The following is a 16,025-nucleotide window of genomic DNA, read 5'->3' as shown; positions in this document are numbered from 1 at the left end:
GATGCGGCAGCCCCAAAAAATGCAGTGGGAAACAGAAGCACGCCTGTCTCGGGGAGGGAAGGGCTACCTTTCCCCGAAAATCGCGCTCCCAACTCGGACATGCGTTGCCCCGAACGCAATTGCCGTTTCGAAATCACTGCTCATGCCCATGCTGAGACCCTGAAGGCCCGCTTCTTTCGCAAGCTTCGCAAGAAATGCAAAATGCACTGCCGGTTCTTCATCCACCGGTGGGATGCACATCAGCCCGACGATTGGAAGCTTCAATTCTCCTTGGCAGAACTCGACGAAGGCTTTCGCCTCGCGCGGCATGACGCCGGCCTTCTGAGGTTCTTCGCCGGTATTCACCTGCACGAAAAGTCTGAGCGCGCGCTGTTGCCGCGAAATTTCATTCGCAATCGCACGCGCAATCTTTTCTCGATCAATCGTATGAAGAACGTCGAACAGCGCGACCGCATCCTTGGCCTTGTTCGATTGCAGGGGGCCAATCAGATGCAATTCGATATCCGCAAACCCGCTCTTCAAAACCGGCCACTTGCGCTCGGCTTCCTGCACGCGGTTTTCGCCGAATACCCGCTGACCGGCTGCGAGTACGGGGCGCACTGCGTCAATATCGAAAGTCTTTGAAACCGCAATCAGCTCGACATCCGCTGGAGAGCGCTTCGCCGCCTCCGCCGCGGTAACGATCTCATCCCTTACGCGTTTTAACCTCTCGGGCGCGGTTTTGTGGTAGCCGTCGTCTTTCACGCTCAGTCCCTGGTTTGCTCGCCCCTCCATAACGCTGCCGCCGCTTCGAGAACAAGTGTCGCAATGTTGTGCCGGCGGGCGAGACATATATGGGCACTGTCATTTATCGACCGACAAACAGGAGTCGCCATGCTGAAACTCGCCGACGCCCGCCGCATCATTGACGCCGCCGAAAAGAAAGCGATCGAGATCGGCCAGCCCATGAATATCGCGGTGGTTGACGAAGGTGCTAACCTCATTTCCCACATCCGCATGGATAAAGCCTGGATCGGCTCGATCAACATTGCGATCAACAAAGCCTTCACCGCTCGTGCTTTCAACATCTCGACGAAAGAGCTCGCAGAGAACAGCCAGCCGGGTGACCAGTTTTACGGCATCCACGTCTCCAACCACGATCGCGTCATGATCTTTGCAGGCGGCATTCCACTCAAGGATCAGAACGGCGTGGTGATCGGCGCCATCGGCGTCTCGGGCGGCAGCGGTATTCAGGATCAGACGGTCGCCGAAGCCGGCGCCTCGGCGCACACCTGCTGACGCCGCTCACCAGCGCATCGAACACGGGGCGGGGCGCGCTAGCTCCGCCTTTTTTTGTCCAGCTTTTCGAGTGGATATGGCTCGAACGCGTGATCGTCGCTGCTCAGGAGCTGCATGTACTTTCGGTTGATGAACAGCTTCTGGACCCCGTGCTTTTCTTCAGCGAGAATCCCGATATCGACAAGTTGCTTTAAATAGCGGGAGGCTGAGACGCGCTGCGCGATGTCTCTTTCGATGACATGAGCGATGCGCGTGTAAGGTTGCGCAAAAATGACTTCGATCAGTTCGCGGGAGTAGGCTGCCGGTGCCCCGATCTTCGCATAGTCGGAGGTGTTCTTCATCAAGTCGCGCACGGCACGTATCTTGGCGTTCGTCCACCTCGCGGTCGCTTCGACCGCGCTCAGCATATAAATGAGCCACGGTTCCCACTCACCCCTCGCCGTCACCCCCTGGAGCAACCGGTAATAATCGCCCTTCGTACGAACGATATGGCGGCTGAGATAAAGCGTCGGAATGTCAAGCAATCCGGCCTGAATGAGCACCAGGATATTCAGAATGCGCCCCGTCCGCCCGTTACCGTCGGGAAAAGGATGGATGGCTTCGAATTGATAATGAAGCACCGCCATTCGGATGAGCGGATCGAGGTCATCATCAGAATTCGCAAAGCTTTCCCAGTTGGTGAGCAGATCCCTCAAGACCTGCTCACCTTCGGGCGGTGTGTATATGATTTCGCCGGTAAAGGTATTCTTGAGGTCTGTTCCGGGCGTTTTTCTGAGATCCATATCCACGCCTTTGATGCGGCTGCAGACATCAATCGCTGTACGGACTGTCAGTGGCCGGCTTTTCAGTGATTCATAGCCGGCGAAGAGTGCCGCTCTGTATCGCACGGCTTCTTTCGCAGCAGGATCGCCGCCGTCTTCGGACTGGCTGGCTTCGCGAAACAATGCATCGTTGGTCGTGACGATATTTTCGATTTCCGAACTGTCCTTCGCTTCGAGTAAGGGAATCGTGTTGATGAGGACGGATTGATCGGGAATGAGTTCCCCCGCCCTGCGTAGCTCGGCAACCGCAGTACGCGCAGCGATGCAGCATTTGAGCACCGCCTTCGTCTCCAAATCCAGCGGCGGTGGCAGCTTGGGAAGGGCGTTGTAGGGGCGCTTTGTGTTCGGGGCCATATGTTCAAAAATCCAGAATTTTGAACATACAGGACCACCAATGTTCACGTCATGAACGTTTCAACGCCTATATGTTCAAGATTTTCTATTTCTTGCACATATATGCCGGGGACGTCAACTTATATGTCCACAAAAACGTGAAACGTGAACATATACGGCCCACGGTGTCCACGCGGTGCACATATTGGAGACAATACGATCCCCGGACGTTTTTGAGGTGCGACCGGCACACGGACTATCGGTCACCTCCGCAGCAGCCCTTGACCCTCTTTACCTTTCAGGCTCTTTACGGCGCTAACCAATTCAAAATCCCGGAAAGAATGGGCCCCATGGCCACCGAACGCTACAACGCACCCGATCGTGAACGCTACTGGCAGCATGTCTGGGAAAAAAACCAGATTTTCCGCGCCTCCGAAGACCACAAACAGCCCAAATGCTACGTGCTGGAGATGTTCCCGTACCCTTCTGGGCGCATCCACATGGGGCATGTCCGCAACTATGCGATGGGCGACGTCTTCGCCCGCTACAAGCGCGCCAAAGGATTCAACGTCCTCCATCCGATGGGATGGGATGCGTTCGGCATGCCTGCCGAGAACGCCGCGATGGAGCGCAAGGTCCACCCCGGCAAGTGGACCTACGCCAATATCGATACGATGCGCGGCCAGTTGAAATCTATGGGCTTGTCGCTCGACTGGTCGCGCGAAATCGCGACCTGCTCGCCGAACTACTATCGCCAGCAGCAGAAACTGTTTCTGGATCTGCTCAAAAAGGGCCTCGCCTATCGCAAGTCCTCAAAAGTCAACTGGGACCCTGTCGACCAGACGGTGCTCGCTAACGAGCAGGTGATCGATGGACGTGGCTGGCGCTCCGGTGCCCTCGTCGAACAGCGCGAGCTGACACAGTGGTTCTTCAAAATCACCGACTATGCCGAGGAATTGCTGAGCGACCTCGGCACGCTCACCAACTGGCCCGAGAAGGTGCGCCTGATGCAGGCGAACTGGATCGGTCGCTCCGAGGGCATGCTGATCCGCTGGGCGCTCGACAAGCAAACGGCGCCGAAAGGCTTCTCCGAGCTTGAAGTCTATACGACACGGCCCGACACGCTTTTCGGCGCATCCTTCCTGGCTGTCGCCGCCGATCATCCGCTCGCAAGGGCGGCTGCCGAAAAGAACCCGGATCTCGCTGCTTTCTGCGACGAGTGCCGGCGCTTGGGAACGTCCGTCGCCGAAATCGAGGCTGCCGAAAAGCGCGGCTTCGATACCGGCATTCGCGCTGTCCATCCTCTCGACAAATCCTGGCAGCTCCCGGTCTACGTCGCAAACTTCATCCTGATGGACTACGGCACTGGCGCCATCTTCGGCTGCCCGTCCGGCGATCAACGCGACATGGATTTCGCGCGCCGCTACGATCTTCCCGTGGTGCCTGTCATCCTTCCGCCGGGCGAAACCAAAGAGACGTTCAACCTCAAGGGCCAAGCCTATGTCGAAGACGGCACGATGATCAATTCGCGCTTTCTCGATGGGTTGACGACGAAAGCCGCCTTCGAGAAAGTCGCGGATCTCCTCGAGCAACAGAAGCTTGCGAACCGCCCGCAGGGGGCCCGCAAAGTCAATTTCCGCCTGCGCGACTGGGGCATCTCACGCCAGCGCTACTGGGGCTGTCCCATCCCGGTCGTCCATTGCGAAAAATGCGGTGTCGTATCCGTTCCGGAAAAGGATCTTCCGGTGACTCTTCCGGAGGATGCAACGTTCGATAAGCCAGGCAATCCGCTCGAACGCCATCCGACGTGGAAGCATGTCAAATGTCCGACGTGCGGCGGCGCCGCGACGCGTGAAACCGACACGATGGACACCTTCGTCGATTCGTCCTGGTATTTCGTACGCTTTACGGAGCCTGAAGCCAAAGCACCGGTCGACATGGATGCGGCGCACTACTGGCTGCCGGTCGACCAATACATCGGCGGCATCGAGCACGCGATTCTGCACCTGCTCTATTCGCGCTTTTTCGCGCGTGCCATGTGCGACACCGGCCATTTGACGTTCGCGACGAACACCCGTGAGCCGTTCGCGGCGCTGTTCACACAAGGCATGGTGACTCACGAAACGTATAAGTCTCAGGATGGTTTTTGGCTTTTGCCGAACGACGTTCGCCTCGAAGGCGAGGGCGCCAGCCGACAAGCCATCGAGATTGCGACCGGGCGCCTTGCGGCCATCGGCGCCATCGAAAAGATGTCGAAGTCGAAAAAGAACCTCGTCGATCCTGACGACATCATCGCCCACTATGGCGCCGACTGCGCGCGCTGGTTCATGTTGTCGGACAGCCCTCCGGAACGCGACGTGATTTGGACCGAAGCAGGCGTCGCGGGCGCCGGTCGCTTTATCCAGCGTGTCTGGCGTTTGATCGATGAAATTATCGAAGCCTACCCTGAGAAGCCCGGCAAAAGGCCGGACACCTTTGGGCCAGACGCGCTGGAGCTGCGCAAGGCCGCGCATCGGGCCCTCGACCACGTCGGCAAGGCCATCGAAGCCCTGCGATTCAACGTTGCGGTCGCCAACATTCATGAATTCTCGAATGTTCTCCAAACCGTCCTAACGAAAAACGAGCCGGGGCTCGCCTGGGCCGCCCACGAGGCCGGTGCCCTTCTTGTGACAATGATCGGCCCTATGATGCCGCATCTGGCGGAGGAATGCTGGGCGCGGCTCGGTTACAACACGTTTCTTGCGAACGAACCGTGGCCGGCCGTGGAACCGGACCTACTCGTTGACGATCAAGTGACCATTGCCGTACAGGTGAACGGTAAGCGACGGGACGAGCTCGTGGTTTCGCGCACTGCGAAATCCGAGGAGGTGGAAGCGGCGGCGTTGAAGCTTGGTTCGGTGGTCCGCGCACTTGACGGGCGCGCCCCGAAAAAAGTCATCGTTGTCCCGCAAAGGATCGTGAATGTCGTTGGCTGACGGGATGAGGGGGCGAGTGGGCGAACGCCGGTTCCATTACCGGCGCGGACTCATGTCGACGTTCGGCGTTGCTGTACTCTGCATCCTTGGCGGCTGCGGCGACGGCAGCACGGGCTTCCGTCCGCTCTATGGTTCGGCTGCTCTCGGCGGCGCCGCGACCCAGGAAAAACTCGCAACAGTCGACGTCGCCCCGATACCGGGCCGGGTCGGCCAAAGAATTCGCAACGAGCTCATTTTCCAGACGACCGGCGGCGGCAAACCCGCGACGCCGCAATACCGGATGGACATCGCGATCCGCGAATCCGTGATCTCTACCCTGGTCATGGTCAACGGCAACGCCGGCGGCCAGATTTACAGCATCGAAGCATCGTATAATCTGATCCGATTGAGCGATAAGTCGGTTGTCGCCTCCGGCAAGAGCTACGGGCGCGCCTCGTTCGACCGCGTGACGTCGATCTTCGCAAACGTCGAAGCGCGCCAGAATGCGGAAAATCGAGCCGCAGAATCGGTCGGCGAGGAGCTTCGCACGCGCCTTCTCGCAATCCTCTCGACCACCGCCTGATAGCGAACCGCGGCTAGCGCTGTTTATTTGCGAGCATCACGCATGGTCGCCATCAAGGCTCATCTGGCCGATTCCTTCATGAAATCGCCGCCGCCGCGTTTGGCGGCCGCACTGTTCTTCGGCTCCGACCCGGGACTTGTCGGCGAGCGCTCGGCAACCTTGGCACGCGCCCTCGCCGAACGCGAAAATCCTCCCGGGGAGATTCTCAGGCTCGATGATGCGGAACTCGACGAAGATCCGGGCCGCCTTGAAACCGAATTGCAAATGCGGCCGATGTTCTCCTCCCGCCGCATCGTTCGCGCCGCTGCCGGGCGGCGCATCTCGGCACAGCTCCTGAAACCCCTTCTCGGCGCCCCGCTCGAAGGCCTGCTTGTCGTCGAAGCCGGTAACCTCAAGCCGGACGATGCGCTGCGCGGGCTGTTCGAGAAAACCGAAAACTGCTTTGCCGTCGCCTGCTATCCCGACAGCGCCGCCGACATCGACAGTCTGATTTCAGACGTTCTGTCGTCGTTCTCCCTCTCGATCGAAGGCGATGCGAGAACCTTGCTGCAATCCCGCCTCGGCGCCGACAGAGCACTGTCGCGAGCGGAGATCGAAAAGCTGGCGCTCCACAGCCTGGGAGGCTCGGTGATTACGCTGCAGGACGTCGAGAACGTCGTGGGCGACGCCTCCGATCTTGCGCTCGAACGCATCGCGGAAGCCGCCGCCGAAGGACGGACCGCAACCGCCATGACCGACTTCGGCCGCGCGCTCGCATCGGGCGAAAGCGCGCAGACCATCATTCTCGTGACGCAGCGCTACTTCTTGAAACTCCACAAAGTGCGCAGTGACGTCGACTCCGGCCAACGCCTCGACGACGCCTTGAAGGCCATGCGGCCGCCGATCTTCTTCAAACAGCGGGACGCCTTCGCTCGCCAGATCCGTAACTGGCCTAGACCGCAGCTCGACCAGGCCCTACGGCGCATTGCGGAAACGGCCAAATCTGCCCGCCTGTCAAATCGGCTTGAAGACCTTTACGCCGAGCGCCTGCTCCTGGCCCTCGCCTCGATGGCTGCCACCCAGCTTGCCGCGTCTCCTCGCCGCTAAGCCCAGCCTTGCGGCACGTCCACCCGCTTCTATAGTGCCGCGCAAAATTCATTCGGGGGACCTTCATGACCGCGGCACGCTTTGACGTCATCGGAATTGGCAACGCCATCGTCGATATTATCGGCCGCTGCGACGAAGCCTATCTCGCAACCATCGGCGCAACCAAAGGCAGCATGCGCCTCGTCGGCGCCGATGAGGTTAAGAAGATCTACGCCACAATGGGACCGGCGGTCGAAATTTCAGGCGGATCGGCTGCGAATACAATCGCGGGGATCGCCTCCTTCGGAGGCAAGGCCGCATTCATCGGAACCGTCGCCAGCGATGAGTTCGGAAAAATATTCACGCACGACATTCGCTCGATCGGAGTCGCATTCGATGTCGAGCCCATCTCGAATGAAGCACCGACGTCTCGCTCCCTCATTCTCGTTACGCCCGACGGCGAGCGTACGATGAATACATTTCTTGGAATCTCGACGAGCCTCAGTGAATCGCAGTTGAAACTCGATTTAATTCGCGATTCCGCAATTCTTTATCTCGAAGGTTATCTCTTCGATGAACCGCAGGCCAAACAGGCTTTTCGGAAAGCGCTGCAGGCAGCGAAAACCGCAGGCCGAAAAGTCGCTCTAACATTGTCAGACGGTTTCTGCGTCGATCGCCATCGCGCCGAATTTCTCGAACTTATTCGGTCCGGCATCGATATTCTTTTTGCAAACGAATCCGAGATCAAATCGCTTTATCAAACGGAGTCATTCGATCTTGCAGCAAAGAACGCGAGCAACGATACGAAGCTTGCCGTTCTGACGCGCAGTGCAAAAGGCTCCGTTCTTTTCGGTGAGGGACGCGCTATTGAAATCGCACCTGAACCGATTTCCGAATTGATCGATACGACAGGTGCCGGCGACCTTTATGCGTCTGGTTTCTTATTCGGATATTCGCAGGGATATAGATTGGAAATTTGCGGTCGTCTTGCGAGCTTCGCAGCATCCGAGATTATCAGCCATATCGGCGCACGACCCGAAATTGCGTTGAACGAATTAGCCCGCCAGCGGGGCATGATTTAGCGGTTTTCAAATCATGGCAAAAAGACAATCTCCTCGTATTTCATATACCATTGCATGGTGAACACTGTTCAAATAAAGAATGTTTAGGAGGTATTTGGTGTCCAATTCGGCGAATTAATTATTCTCCCTGGAAATAGCGGAATTCTTCGCGCAATGTCGGAATCAACGAATCGCTTCGTTTTGAGGTTCGCCTGATGCTTCACACTCCGGTTCGTCGCGGCCGTCCGAAAGGAACCGGCATTGACGACAATCAACGTCTTGCACAGCTTGCCGAACTCCTCCGCATTCGTCCCGATTTGCGCCCGACGACGGCAATCAGACAGATGGGTTATTCGGACCCTTCCGCCATTCGACGGCTGCGCGACAAATACAAAATATTTGCATTGGGCACGCGCACTTCGCTCAAAAATCTGGTCGTATCGGCGAACGCTTCGAACGACCCTAAGCTCGCGCAATCAGGCACACTGCAGACGCGCTGATCGCAACGGAACCCCTACACCTTCACTCCTGTAGTCTCTCCGAGGGCCGCTACCCCAAGCGGCCCATTTTTTTGCAGGAGAGATATGGAATGGAAACTTTAGAGCTTGCGCAGCAAAGCCGCTTTGACGCGGTGACTCTCGCCCTTCTGCAAGATCAGCTGTGCACGCCTCCGTGTCGGCAGAATATTCTGTTCGAGGTTCTTGAGATTGATATTGCGCCAAAGATCGAGCGCTGTCCTGCGGGCTTCATCGGGCGCGATCGTCGCATACTTATGGAAGTAGGCCCCGGGATCACGGAACGCCGTGCTCCGCAACCGCATGAAGCGCGCCAGATACCACTTCTCGATTGTCGAAAAATCGGCATCGATATAGATCGCAAAATCGATGAAATCCGAAACGAACGGAACCGTGGTGCCATCCTTCGGCATTTCAGCAGGCTGCAAAATATTGAGCCCCTCGATAATCAGAATATCGGGCTGCTCGATCGTGATTTCCTGCCCCGGAAGAACGTCGTATTGAAAGTGCGAATAGACCGGCGCCGACACTTGCGCGACGCCCGATTTGATATTGCCGAGAAATCGTAAAAGCCGCTCGGTATCGAAGCTTTCGGGGAATCCCTTGCGGTCCATCAGGCCGCGCCGTTCGAGTTCGGCATTGGGATAAAGAAATCCGTCCGTCGTCATCAGGTCGACGCGCGGATGATCCGGCCACCGTGCAAGCAATGCTTTCAAAATACGTGCCGTCGTGCTCTTGCCGACGGCAACGGAGCCTGCAACACCGATCACGAACGGAACCTTCGTGTCCTTGCGGCCAAGGAATTCCGAGCTGACGGAATAGAGTTTTTGCGCCGCTGCCACATAGAGATTGAGCAGGCGCGACAGCGGCAGATAGATTTCCTCGACCTCTTCGACGGAAACTTCTTCGATGATGCCGGAGAGCTGTTCGAGCTCATGCGGCTGCAGCGTCATCGGCGTGTCGGCCCTGAGCCGTGCCCATTCCTCTCGCGTAAAGACTCGATAGGGCGAAAACGGCTTGCCCTCGATCTTCCCGTCAGCATCGTGCGCATTCGAAGCCTTGCGCGCCCCGATGCCGACACGACCTTTCACGATGTGCTCCGTGGACGTGACGCCTTCTCCTCGATGCCTGACATTCCCATTCGGCCTTCAAGAACTTTAAAAACGTCATCGAGCGCCACGTGGCGGGATTCAAGAAGGACAAGCAGATGATAAAGCGTATCGGCGGCTTCGGCCTTGAGCGCCGCTGCATCGCTGCCCATTGCGGCGATCACCGTCTCGACGGCTTCCTCGCCGAACTTTTTCGCACAACGTTCGGGCCCCGCATTCAGCAATTGGGCCGTATAGGATTTTTCTGCGCTCTCCGACCTGCGCGAGCGGATCAACGCCGCAAGCTGGACTAAGGTATTCGTGTCACTCATGAACTCTTATCTCGAGGTATCCCAGCCGGACGCCATGCGGCCATACACCATCAACGGCCGCCCGAACGTCAAGCGGCAGAAAGTAGAATTACAACGAAAAGCTTAAAACTCAGCCGCCGCCAAGCCGCTGGCGAATATAATCGAGCTGATCGTAGTTGCCATACTTGACCACGAGCGTGCCGCTTTCTCCGGAGCCCTTCCGGATTTCGACCTTGAGGCCCAGAAGGTCCGTCAATTCCTTCTCGAACGCCTTGGTATCGGCATCCTTGTCACGCGGCCGGCGCGAGTTCGGCGTCGCCGTATCGCTGCCCAGCCCGTGAACCATGGCTTCGACATCACGGACATTGAGGCTGTCACTGATGATTTTCTGAGCCAGCGTTTCGGCGTCGTCGCGCCCGATCAGCGCCCGCGCGTGTCCGGCCGTCAACTGTCCTTGTTGTACAAGCGACTGCACACCTGCCGGCAGCTTCAAAAGCCGGAGCGTATTGGCGACATGGCTGCGGCTCTTGCCGATGATCTCGGAGAGTTGCTCCTGGCTATAGTCGAAGCGCTCGACAAGCTCGCGATAGCCCGTCGCTTCTTCGATCGCGTTCAAATCCTGACGCTGGACGTTTTCAATGATCGCAAGTTCGAGAACCTCGCGATCCGTCAGTTCGCGGATGATAACGGGGATGGTGTGAACGCCGGCCTTCTGCGCGGCGCGCCAGCGGCGTTCGCCGGCGACGATCTCATAACCGCCTGCCATGCCGTTTGGCCGGACGACGATCGGCTGCACGAGGCCTTTGGTGCGGATCGACTCGGCCAGCTCGGCCAGCTCATCGTCGCGAAAATCCTTGCGCGGATTGAGCGGGCTCGACTTGATTTCCGCGATCGACACCATGCGTTGCTCGCCTTCCGGCGGCAGGCGGTGGCCGAGGGGTGCCGGTTCTCCGATCAAAGAGGCCAGGCCGCGGCCAAGTCGGCTCTTCGGTACGACGGAGTTCATTTTCGGACTGCCCCCTGCTGGTAAGTTCTCAGTTCTACAATAAGCACGAATCCGCCGGGCTTACGCGGCCTTAAAGCGCTTTTCCCGTTCGATGATTTCGGTCGCGAGGCGAATGTAAGCTTGGCTTCCGGCGCAATCGTAATCGTACAGAAGCAGTGGCTTGCCGTGCGATGGCGCTTCGGCCACGCGCGTATTGCGCGGGATCACCGTCTCGTAGACCTTCGGGCCGAAAAATGCGCGGACGTTGGTCGCAACTTCTTTCGAAAGCGCCGTACGCGAGTCGTGCATCGTTAGGACGACGCCTTGAATTTCCAGCCGCGGATTGAGGCTCGCGCGGATCTGCTCGATCGAATCCTTGAGCTGCGAAATACCTTCCAAAGCGAAGAACTCGCACTGCACCGGCACCAGCACGGCATGCGCCGCTGTCATCGCATTGAGCGTCAGCACGTTAAGCGACGGCGGACAATCGATCAGCACATAGTTGAAATGCGTATCGGCGGGACGGTTGCGCTGTTGGCCGACAAGCGCAGTCACCGCATCGCGCAACTTAAAGGGTCGTGTCTGCGGATCACCGGCAAGCGCGCTGTCGATGCCCACGAGGTCACTGTTCGCCGGAACGACGAAAAGATTGGGCACTGCCGTTTTCAATACGGTGTCGAGGATCGTCGCGGCGCCCGTCAGAATGTCGAACGATGTCTTGAAGCGCGACTCGGGATCGATACCGAGACCGGTCGAAGCGTTGCCCTGCGAATCGAGGTCGAGCACCAGCACGCGTTCACCGACCGCCGCCAGCGCCGTCCCGAGATTGATGGCCGTCGTCGTTTTACCGACGCCGCCTTTCTGATTGGCGATCGCGACCACGCGCGGACCTGCGCTGGCGCTACCCGCGCCTGAAACGTAGCCGGCCACGGGATTACCCCTCCCTCTTGGGCTTCAACGCTTTGAGCAACACAACACGGGCTTCCGCGTCCGTCATGCTCGGCTTCAGCTCGCAGTCGAGCTGCCAACTGCGCGCGGCTTGCTCGACTTCGGCCGCCGCTTCCTTGCCTTTTAGAAACAACCCGAGCGTCGAAGACGTAAAATATGGAGCCGCCATCTCAAGAAGGCGCGGAAGCGGTGCGAGCGCACGCGCCGTCAGACAGTCGACTGCCTTTACTTTAGCGCGAGTCTCGAAATTTTCGATTCGCATGCACAGGATGTCCACAGTGATACCCGTCGCCCGCGCAACCTCGCGCAGAAAAACAGCTTTACGTGCGTCGCTTTCGACCAGGATATGGTGAGTCGCGCCTGTTTCGGCACCCAGGATCGCGAGCACAAGTCCTGGGAACCCGGCCCCCGACCCGATATCGAGCCAAGTCCGGGCATTGTCAGGCCGAAACTGCCAGAGCTGGGCGCTATCGGCGAAATGCCGGTGCCAGATTTCGCTGAGCGTGCTCGGCGCGACGAGATTGATCGTCTTCTGCCACCGCCCCAATAGCTGAGCATAAGTCGTTAGCCGGTCTCGCGTTTCACGTGAAATTCCGAATGTCACCTGAAACGATTCGGGGGTATCGATGCGCGTGATCGGGGCCATTTACGCAGACTTGCGAGCCTGGCCGGCCTTGAGCCGCGCCAACAGCGTCAATAGCGCAGCTGGGGTAACGCCCTCGATTCGACCGGCCTGCGCGATTGTCGCTGGCCGATGCTGAACCAATTTCTGACAAACCTCGGCCGAAAGGCTTGGAACTCCCGAATAATCAAAGTCCAAGGGAATGCTAATTGCCTCGTCCCGTTTCAACTGCGCGACATCCTCGTCCTGACGTCGAAGATACGCCGCATAGCGCGCATCGACCTCAAGCTGCGCAGCTATTCGCGGTTCAAGTTTTCCGAGTTCCGGCCAGATAGGCACGAGACGATGAAGAGCGATATCCGGGAAAGACAGAAGCTCGAATGCCGTCCGCCGACGCCCATCGCGGTTGACCGAAAGCCCGTGACGCGCAGCCTCGGTGGGCGTCAATGAGAGTTGGTTCAACAAGTCTAGGCCGTCACGGAGCGCTTTGGTCTTGGCCTCGAACTGCATCCGACGCTCCTGCCCGACGCAACCCAGCGCAACCCCTGCAGCCGTCAGCCGCTGATCGGCGTTATCCGCCCGAAGTTTCAACCGGAATTCGGCCCGCGACGTAAACATGCGGTAGGGCTCGGAAACGCCGCGCGTTACGAGATCGTCCACCATGACGCCGATATAGCCTTGCGTGCGGGACACGACGAACGGCTCCCGCGCGCCTCCCGCAGCAAGCGCCGCATTGAGTCCCGCAAGCAAGCCCTGGGCTCCCGCTTCCTCGTACCCCGTGGTGCCATTGATCTGTCCGGCCAGAAATAGCCGCGGCAGACGCTTCGCTTCCAGCCCCGGCGTCAGTTCGCGCGGATCGACATAATCGTACTCGATCGCATAGCCAGGCCGCCTAATGACGACATGCGCCAGTCCCGGCATCGTCCGCAGGAACGCGTCCTGCACCTCGACAGGCAGCGACGTCGAAACCCCGTTCGGATAGATCGTATCGTCGTCGAGCCCTTCGGGTTCGAGAAAAATCTGATGCGACGAGCGGCCGGCAAAACGCACGACCTTGTCCTCGATCGACGGGCAATAGCGCGGTCCGATGCTCTCGATTTGGCCCGAAAACATGGGCGAACGCGCAAGATTCGCGCGGATAATCTCATGCGTCTCGGGCGTCGTGTAAGTGATTCCGCAGGCGATCTGCGGGGTCGTGATTCGCGTCGTCAGAAACGAGAAGGGCACCGGATCGTCGTCGGCCTTTTGCATCTCAAGGCCCGACCAATCGATCGACTTGCCATCAAGCCGCGCCGGCGTCCCGGTCTTCAGTCGGCCGAGCCTCAAACCCAGCGCATAAAGCCGGTCGGAAAGCTTCAGGGCGGGCGCCTCTCCGATCCGGCCGGCCGGGATCTTCTGCTCGCCCATGTGGATCAGACCATTGAGGAACGTGCCCGTCGTCAGCACGACGGCCCCTGCGCTCAAGGCCCGGCCATCGCCGGTCAGAACGCCTGCAACCCGGTCACCTTCAACGATCAGGTCCTCGACCCCGCCCTCAACGACATCTAGCCCCGGAATGGCGGCGATTTCAGCCTGCATGGCCTGACGGTAGAGCTTCCGGTCGGCCTGTGTCCTGGGACCATGCACGGCCGGCCCCTTCGAACGGTTGAGCAGACGGAACTGGATACCGGCGACGTCCGCCACCCGCCCCATCAGACCATCCAGCGCGTCGATTTCTCGAACGAGATGCCCCTTCCCGAGCCCGCCGATCGCCGGATTGCAGGACATCTCCCCAATGGTCGCAAAGGAATGGGTCACCAGCGCCGTGCGCGCACCCATCCGCGCCGCGGCAGCCGCAGCCTCCGTCCCGGCGTGCCCGCCGCCGACAACAATGACGTCGTAGGTTCCAGAATGCATGCGGGATGACCTACCTCATCCCCGAACGCCGCAAAAGAGCGCTTCTTTGCACCTCATGGCTGAGGGAGCGAGCCGGGGAACGCGGTAATATCCGCGTCCCGACCTTAGTTAACAAAAGATGATTCACGTGAAACACGCGCTTCAGGCGGAATGAGTCTCGTCAAGCCTGATTCACGTGAAACACTTCGTTAACCACCTACTTCCCGATGCAGAACCGGCTGAAGATCTGATCGAGAACATCCTCGACGTCGACCCTGCCCGTGATCCGGCCGATGGCGTGCGCGGCCCTCCGGATATCTTCAGCTCTCAGCTCGATGGATTCGAGACTGCCGGCCAGGAACGCTGCAATCTCCCTCCGCGCGACCTCCAGGCTTTGCCGGTGCCGAGCCTGGGTCAATGCCGGCTCGGCCTTTGTCCCGACCGCCTCGCTCGCCCTTCTGCCAATCTCTGCCACTAGCCGATCCAATCCCTCGCCGGTGACAGTCGAGATCGCAAGCAAATCTGCTGTTGATTCTCTCCTAAGATCGGCTTTGGAACGAATTGCAAGGCTTGTTTCACGTGAAATTCCTTCGGGAAGCTTTGAGTCGCCGGTCTCGCTCAGCCACACGACGAGATCGGCATCGCGCGCTGTTGCAAGGCTCCGGCGAATGCCCTCCTGCTCGACTGCACTCCCCGCTTCGCGAATGCCCGCGGTATCCGAGATGACGACGGGAAGCCCTGCCAGATCCAGCCGAACCTCGATGACGTCCCGCGTCGTACCCGCTTCGGCGGAAACGATTGCAGCATCGCGCCGCGCCAGCGCATTTAAGAGGCTCGATTTGCCCGCATTGGGTGGGCCCAACAGCGCCACGCGAAACCCATCGCGGACGATCTCGCCCCGATGCCCGTCATCGAGGTGCGCGCCAATTTCGGCGGAAAGCGCCTCGGCCCGCTTTCGAGCCTCCATGAAGGACGAAGCTGAAACATCTGCCTCATCGGAAAAGTCAATCGCTGCCTCGGTCAACGCCGCGATCTCGATCAGCCGTGTTCGCCAGCCCTCGTAGAGCTTCGACAGCATGCCTGCCGATTGCGCCAGTGCCTGCCGACGCTGGGCCTCCGTCTCCGCCTCGATAAGATCCCCAAGACCCTCAATCTCGGCGAGATCCATCTTGCCATTCTCGAACCCGCGGCGCGCAAATTCGCCCGGTTCGGCAAGACGACACCCTTTCATTGTCCCGAGAGCCGCGAGGATCGCCGCTATGGCAGCCCGGCTGCCATGCCCTTGGAACTCTGCGACGTCTTCTCCCGTTTCGCTGTTCGGCGCCGCGAACCAGAGCAGTAGCGCGCGATCGAGCGCTTCCCGAGTTTCAGGATGCCGGATAGTCCGGAATGCTGCGACACGTGGCTTTGGAATCGGCGCCACCATCTTTTCCAGCACGTCGCGCACCGCGGGGCCTGAGATACGAATGACGGAAAGGGCAGCGCGCCCGGGTGCGCTCGAAAGCGCGAAGATAGTTGCAGCATCGGTCATGGCATTCGCGTACTCGTAGACGCGTGCGACTGCAACCCAATCCACATTTCTCCAG

The 16,025-nt window shown here is 59.1% G+C and carries 15 protein-coding genes; 6 read left to right on the top strand and 9 right to left on the bottom strand.

The window, feature by feature from the left end; translation table 11 throughout:
- Positions 1–63: 63 nt before the first annotated feature.
- Positions 64–774, bottom strand: a complete 711-nt coding sequence (locus HYPDE_RS16395; RefSeq protein WP_015599649.1) for a YggS family pyridoxal phosphate-dependent enzyme — start codon at positions 772–774, stop codon at positions 64–66.
- A 99-nt stretch (positions 775–873) separates the two neighbouring features.
- On the opposite strand from HYPDE_RS16395, the gene HYPDE_RS16390 reads away from it, so the two are divergent.
- Entirely contained in the window at positions 874–1,278 is a 405-nt protein-coding gene (locus tag HYPDE_RS16390) for a GlcG/HbpS family heme-binding protein (protein WP_015599648.1), read from the top strand.
- A 38-nt stretch (positions 1,279–1,316) separates the two neighbouring features.
- On the opposite strand, the gene fic is transcribed toward HYPDE_RS16390, so the two are convergent.
- Positions 1,317–2,453 (bottom strand): protein adenylyltransferase Fic, encoded by a 1,137-nt coding sequence (fic, locus tag HYPDE_RS16385; RefSeq protein ID WP_015599647.1) that lies wholly within the window; start codon positions 2,451–2,453, stop codon positions 1,317–1,319.
- Between the two features lie 329 nt (positions 2,454–2,782).
- On the opposite strand from fic, the gene leuS reads away from it, so the two are divergent.
- From leuS to HYPDE_RS16360, 5 genes are all read left to right on the top strand, one after another.
- Entirely contained in the window at positions 2,783–5,407 is a 2,625-nt protein-coding gene (gene leuS, locus HYPDE_RS16380; protein WP_015599646.1) for a leucine--tRNA ligase, read from the top strand.
- On the top strand, positions 5,394–5,969 hold the full coding sequence (locus HYPDE_RS16375; RefSeq protein WP_041320591.1) for a hypothetical protein: 576 nt from the start codon (positions 5,394–5,396) through the stop codon (positions 5,967–5,969). The genes leuS and HYPDE_RS16375 overlap by 14 nt, the downstream gene beginning before the upstream one ends.
- Positions 5,970–6,011: 42 nt before the next feature.
- Positions 6,012–7,055, top strand: a complete 1,044-nt coding sequence (gene holA / locus HYPDE_RS16370) for a DNA polymerase III subunit delta (protein WP_015599644.1) — start codon at positions 6,012–6,014, stop codon at positions 7,053–7,055.
- A gap of 65 nt (positions 7,056–7,120) precedes the next feature.
- Positions 7,121–8,116, top strand: a complete 996-nt coding sequence (locus HYPDE_RS16365; RefSeq protein WP_015599643.1) for an adenosine kinase — start codon at positions 7,121–7,123, stop codon at positions 8,114–8,116.
- A gap of 194 nt (positions 8,117–8,310) precedes the next feature.
- Complete coding sequence (locus tag HYPDE_RS16360; protein ID WP_015599642.1) at positions 8,311–8,595, top strand: hypothetical protein; 285 nt, start codon at positions 8,311–8,313, stop codon at positions 8,593–8,595.
- Between the two features lie 98 nt (positions 8,596–8,693).
- Here HYPDE_RS16360 and coaA read toward each other — a convergent pair whose 3' ends face one another.
- The 7 genes from coaA to mnmE form a co-directional block, all read right to left on the bottom strand.
- A complete protein-coding gene (gene coaA / locus HYPDE_RS16355; protein WP_015599641.1) occupies positions 8,694–9,701 on the bottom strand; it encodes a type I pantothenate kinase in 1,008 nt (335 codons plus the stop codon).
- Entirely contained in the window at positions 9,698–10,030 is a 333-nt protein-coding gene (locus HYPDE_RS16350; protein ID WP_015599640.1) for a phosphoribosyl-ATP diphosphatase, read from the bottom strand. The genes coaA and HYPDE_RS16350 overlap by 4 nt, the downstream gene beginning before the upstream one ends.
- A gap of 109 nt (positions 10,031–10,139) precedes the next feature.
- Positions 10,140–11,015 (bottom strand): ParB/RepB/Spo0J family partition protein, encoded by an 876-nt coding sequence (locus HYPDE_RS16345; RefSeq protein ID WP_015599639.1) that lies wholly within the window; start codon positions 11,013–11,015, stop codon positions 10,140–10,142.
- A gap of 60 nt (positions 11,016–11,075) precedes the next feature.
- Positions 11,076–11,924, bottom strand: a complete 849-nt coding sequence (locus HYPDE_RS16340) for a ParA family protein (RefSeq protein WP_015599638.1) — start codon at positions 11,922–11,924, stop codon at positions 11,076–11,078.
- 4 nt (positions 11,925–11,928) lie between these two features.
- Positions 11,929–12,588, bottom strand: a complete 660-nt coding sequence (gene rsmG / locus HYPDE_RS16335) for a 16S rRNA (guanine(527)-N(7))-methyltransferase RsmG (RefSeq protein ID WP_015599637.1) — start codon at positions 12,586–12,588, stop codon at positions 11,929–11,931.
- A complete protein-coding gene (mnmG, locus tag HYPDE_RS16330) occupies positions 12,589–14,460 on the bottom strand; it encodes a tRNA uridine-5-carboxymethylaminomethyl(34) synthesis enzyme MnmG (RefSeq protein ID WP_015599636.1) in 1,872 nt (623 codons plus the stop codon). It lies immediately after the preceding gene.
- 196 nt (positions 14,461–14,656) lie between these two features.
- Positions 14,657–16,015, bottom strand: coding sequence for a tRNA uridine-5-carboxymethylaminomethyl(34) synthesis GTPase MnmE (gene mnmE, locus HYPDE_RS16325; protein WP_015599635.1), 1,359 nt, complete (start codon positions 16,013–16,015; stop codon positions 14,657–14,659).
- Positions 16,016–16,025 lie beyond the last annotated feature (10 nt).

It is taken from the genome of Hyphomicrobium denitrificans 1NES1 (genome assembly GCF_000230975.2).
GTDB classification, from domain to species: Bacteria; Pseudomonadota; Alphaproteobacteria; order Rhizobiales; family Hyphomicrobiaceae; genus Hyphomicrobium_B; species Hyphomicrobium_B denitrificans_A.
The sequence above is the reverse complement of the archived record's forward strand: the minus strand, read 5'-3'. Positions and strand labels throughout refer to the sequence as shown.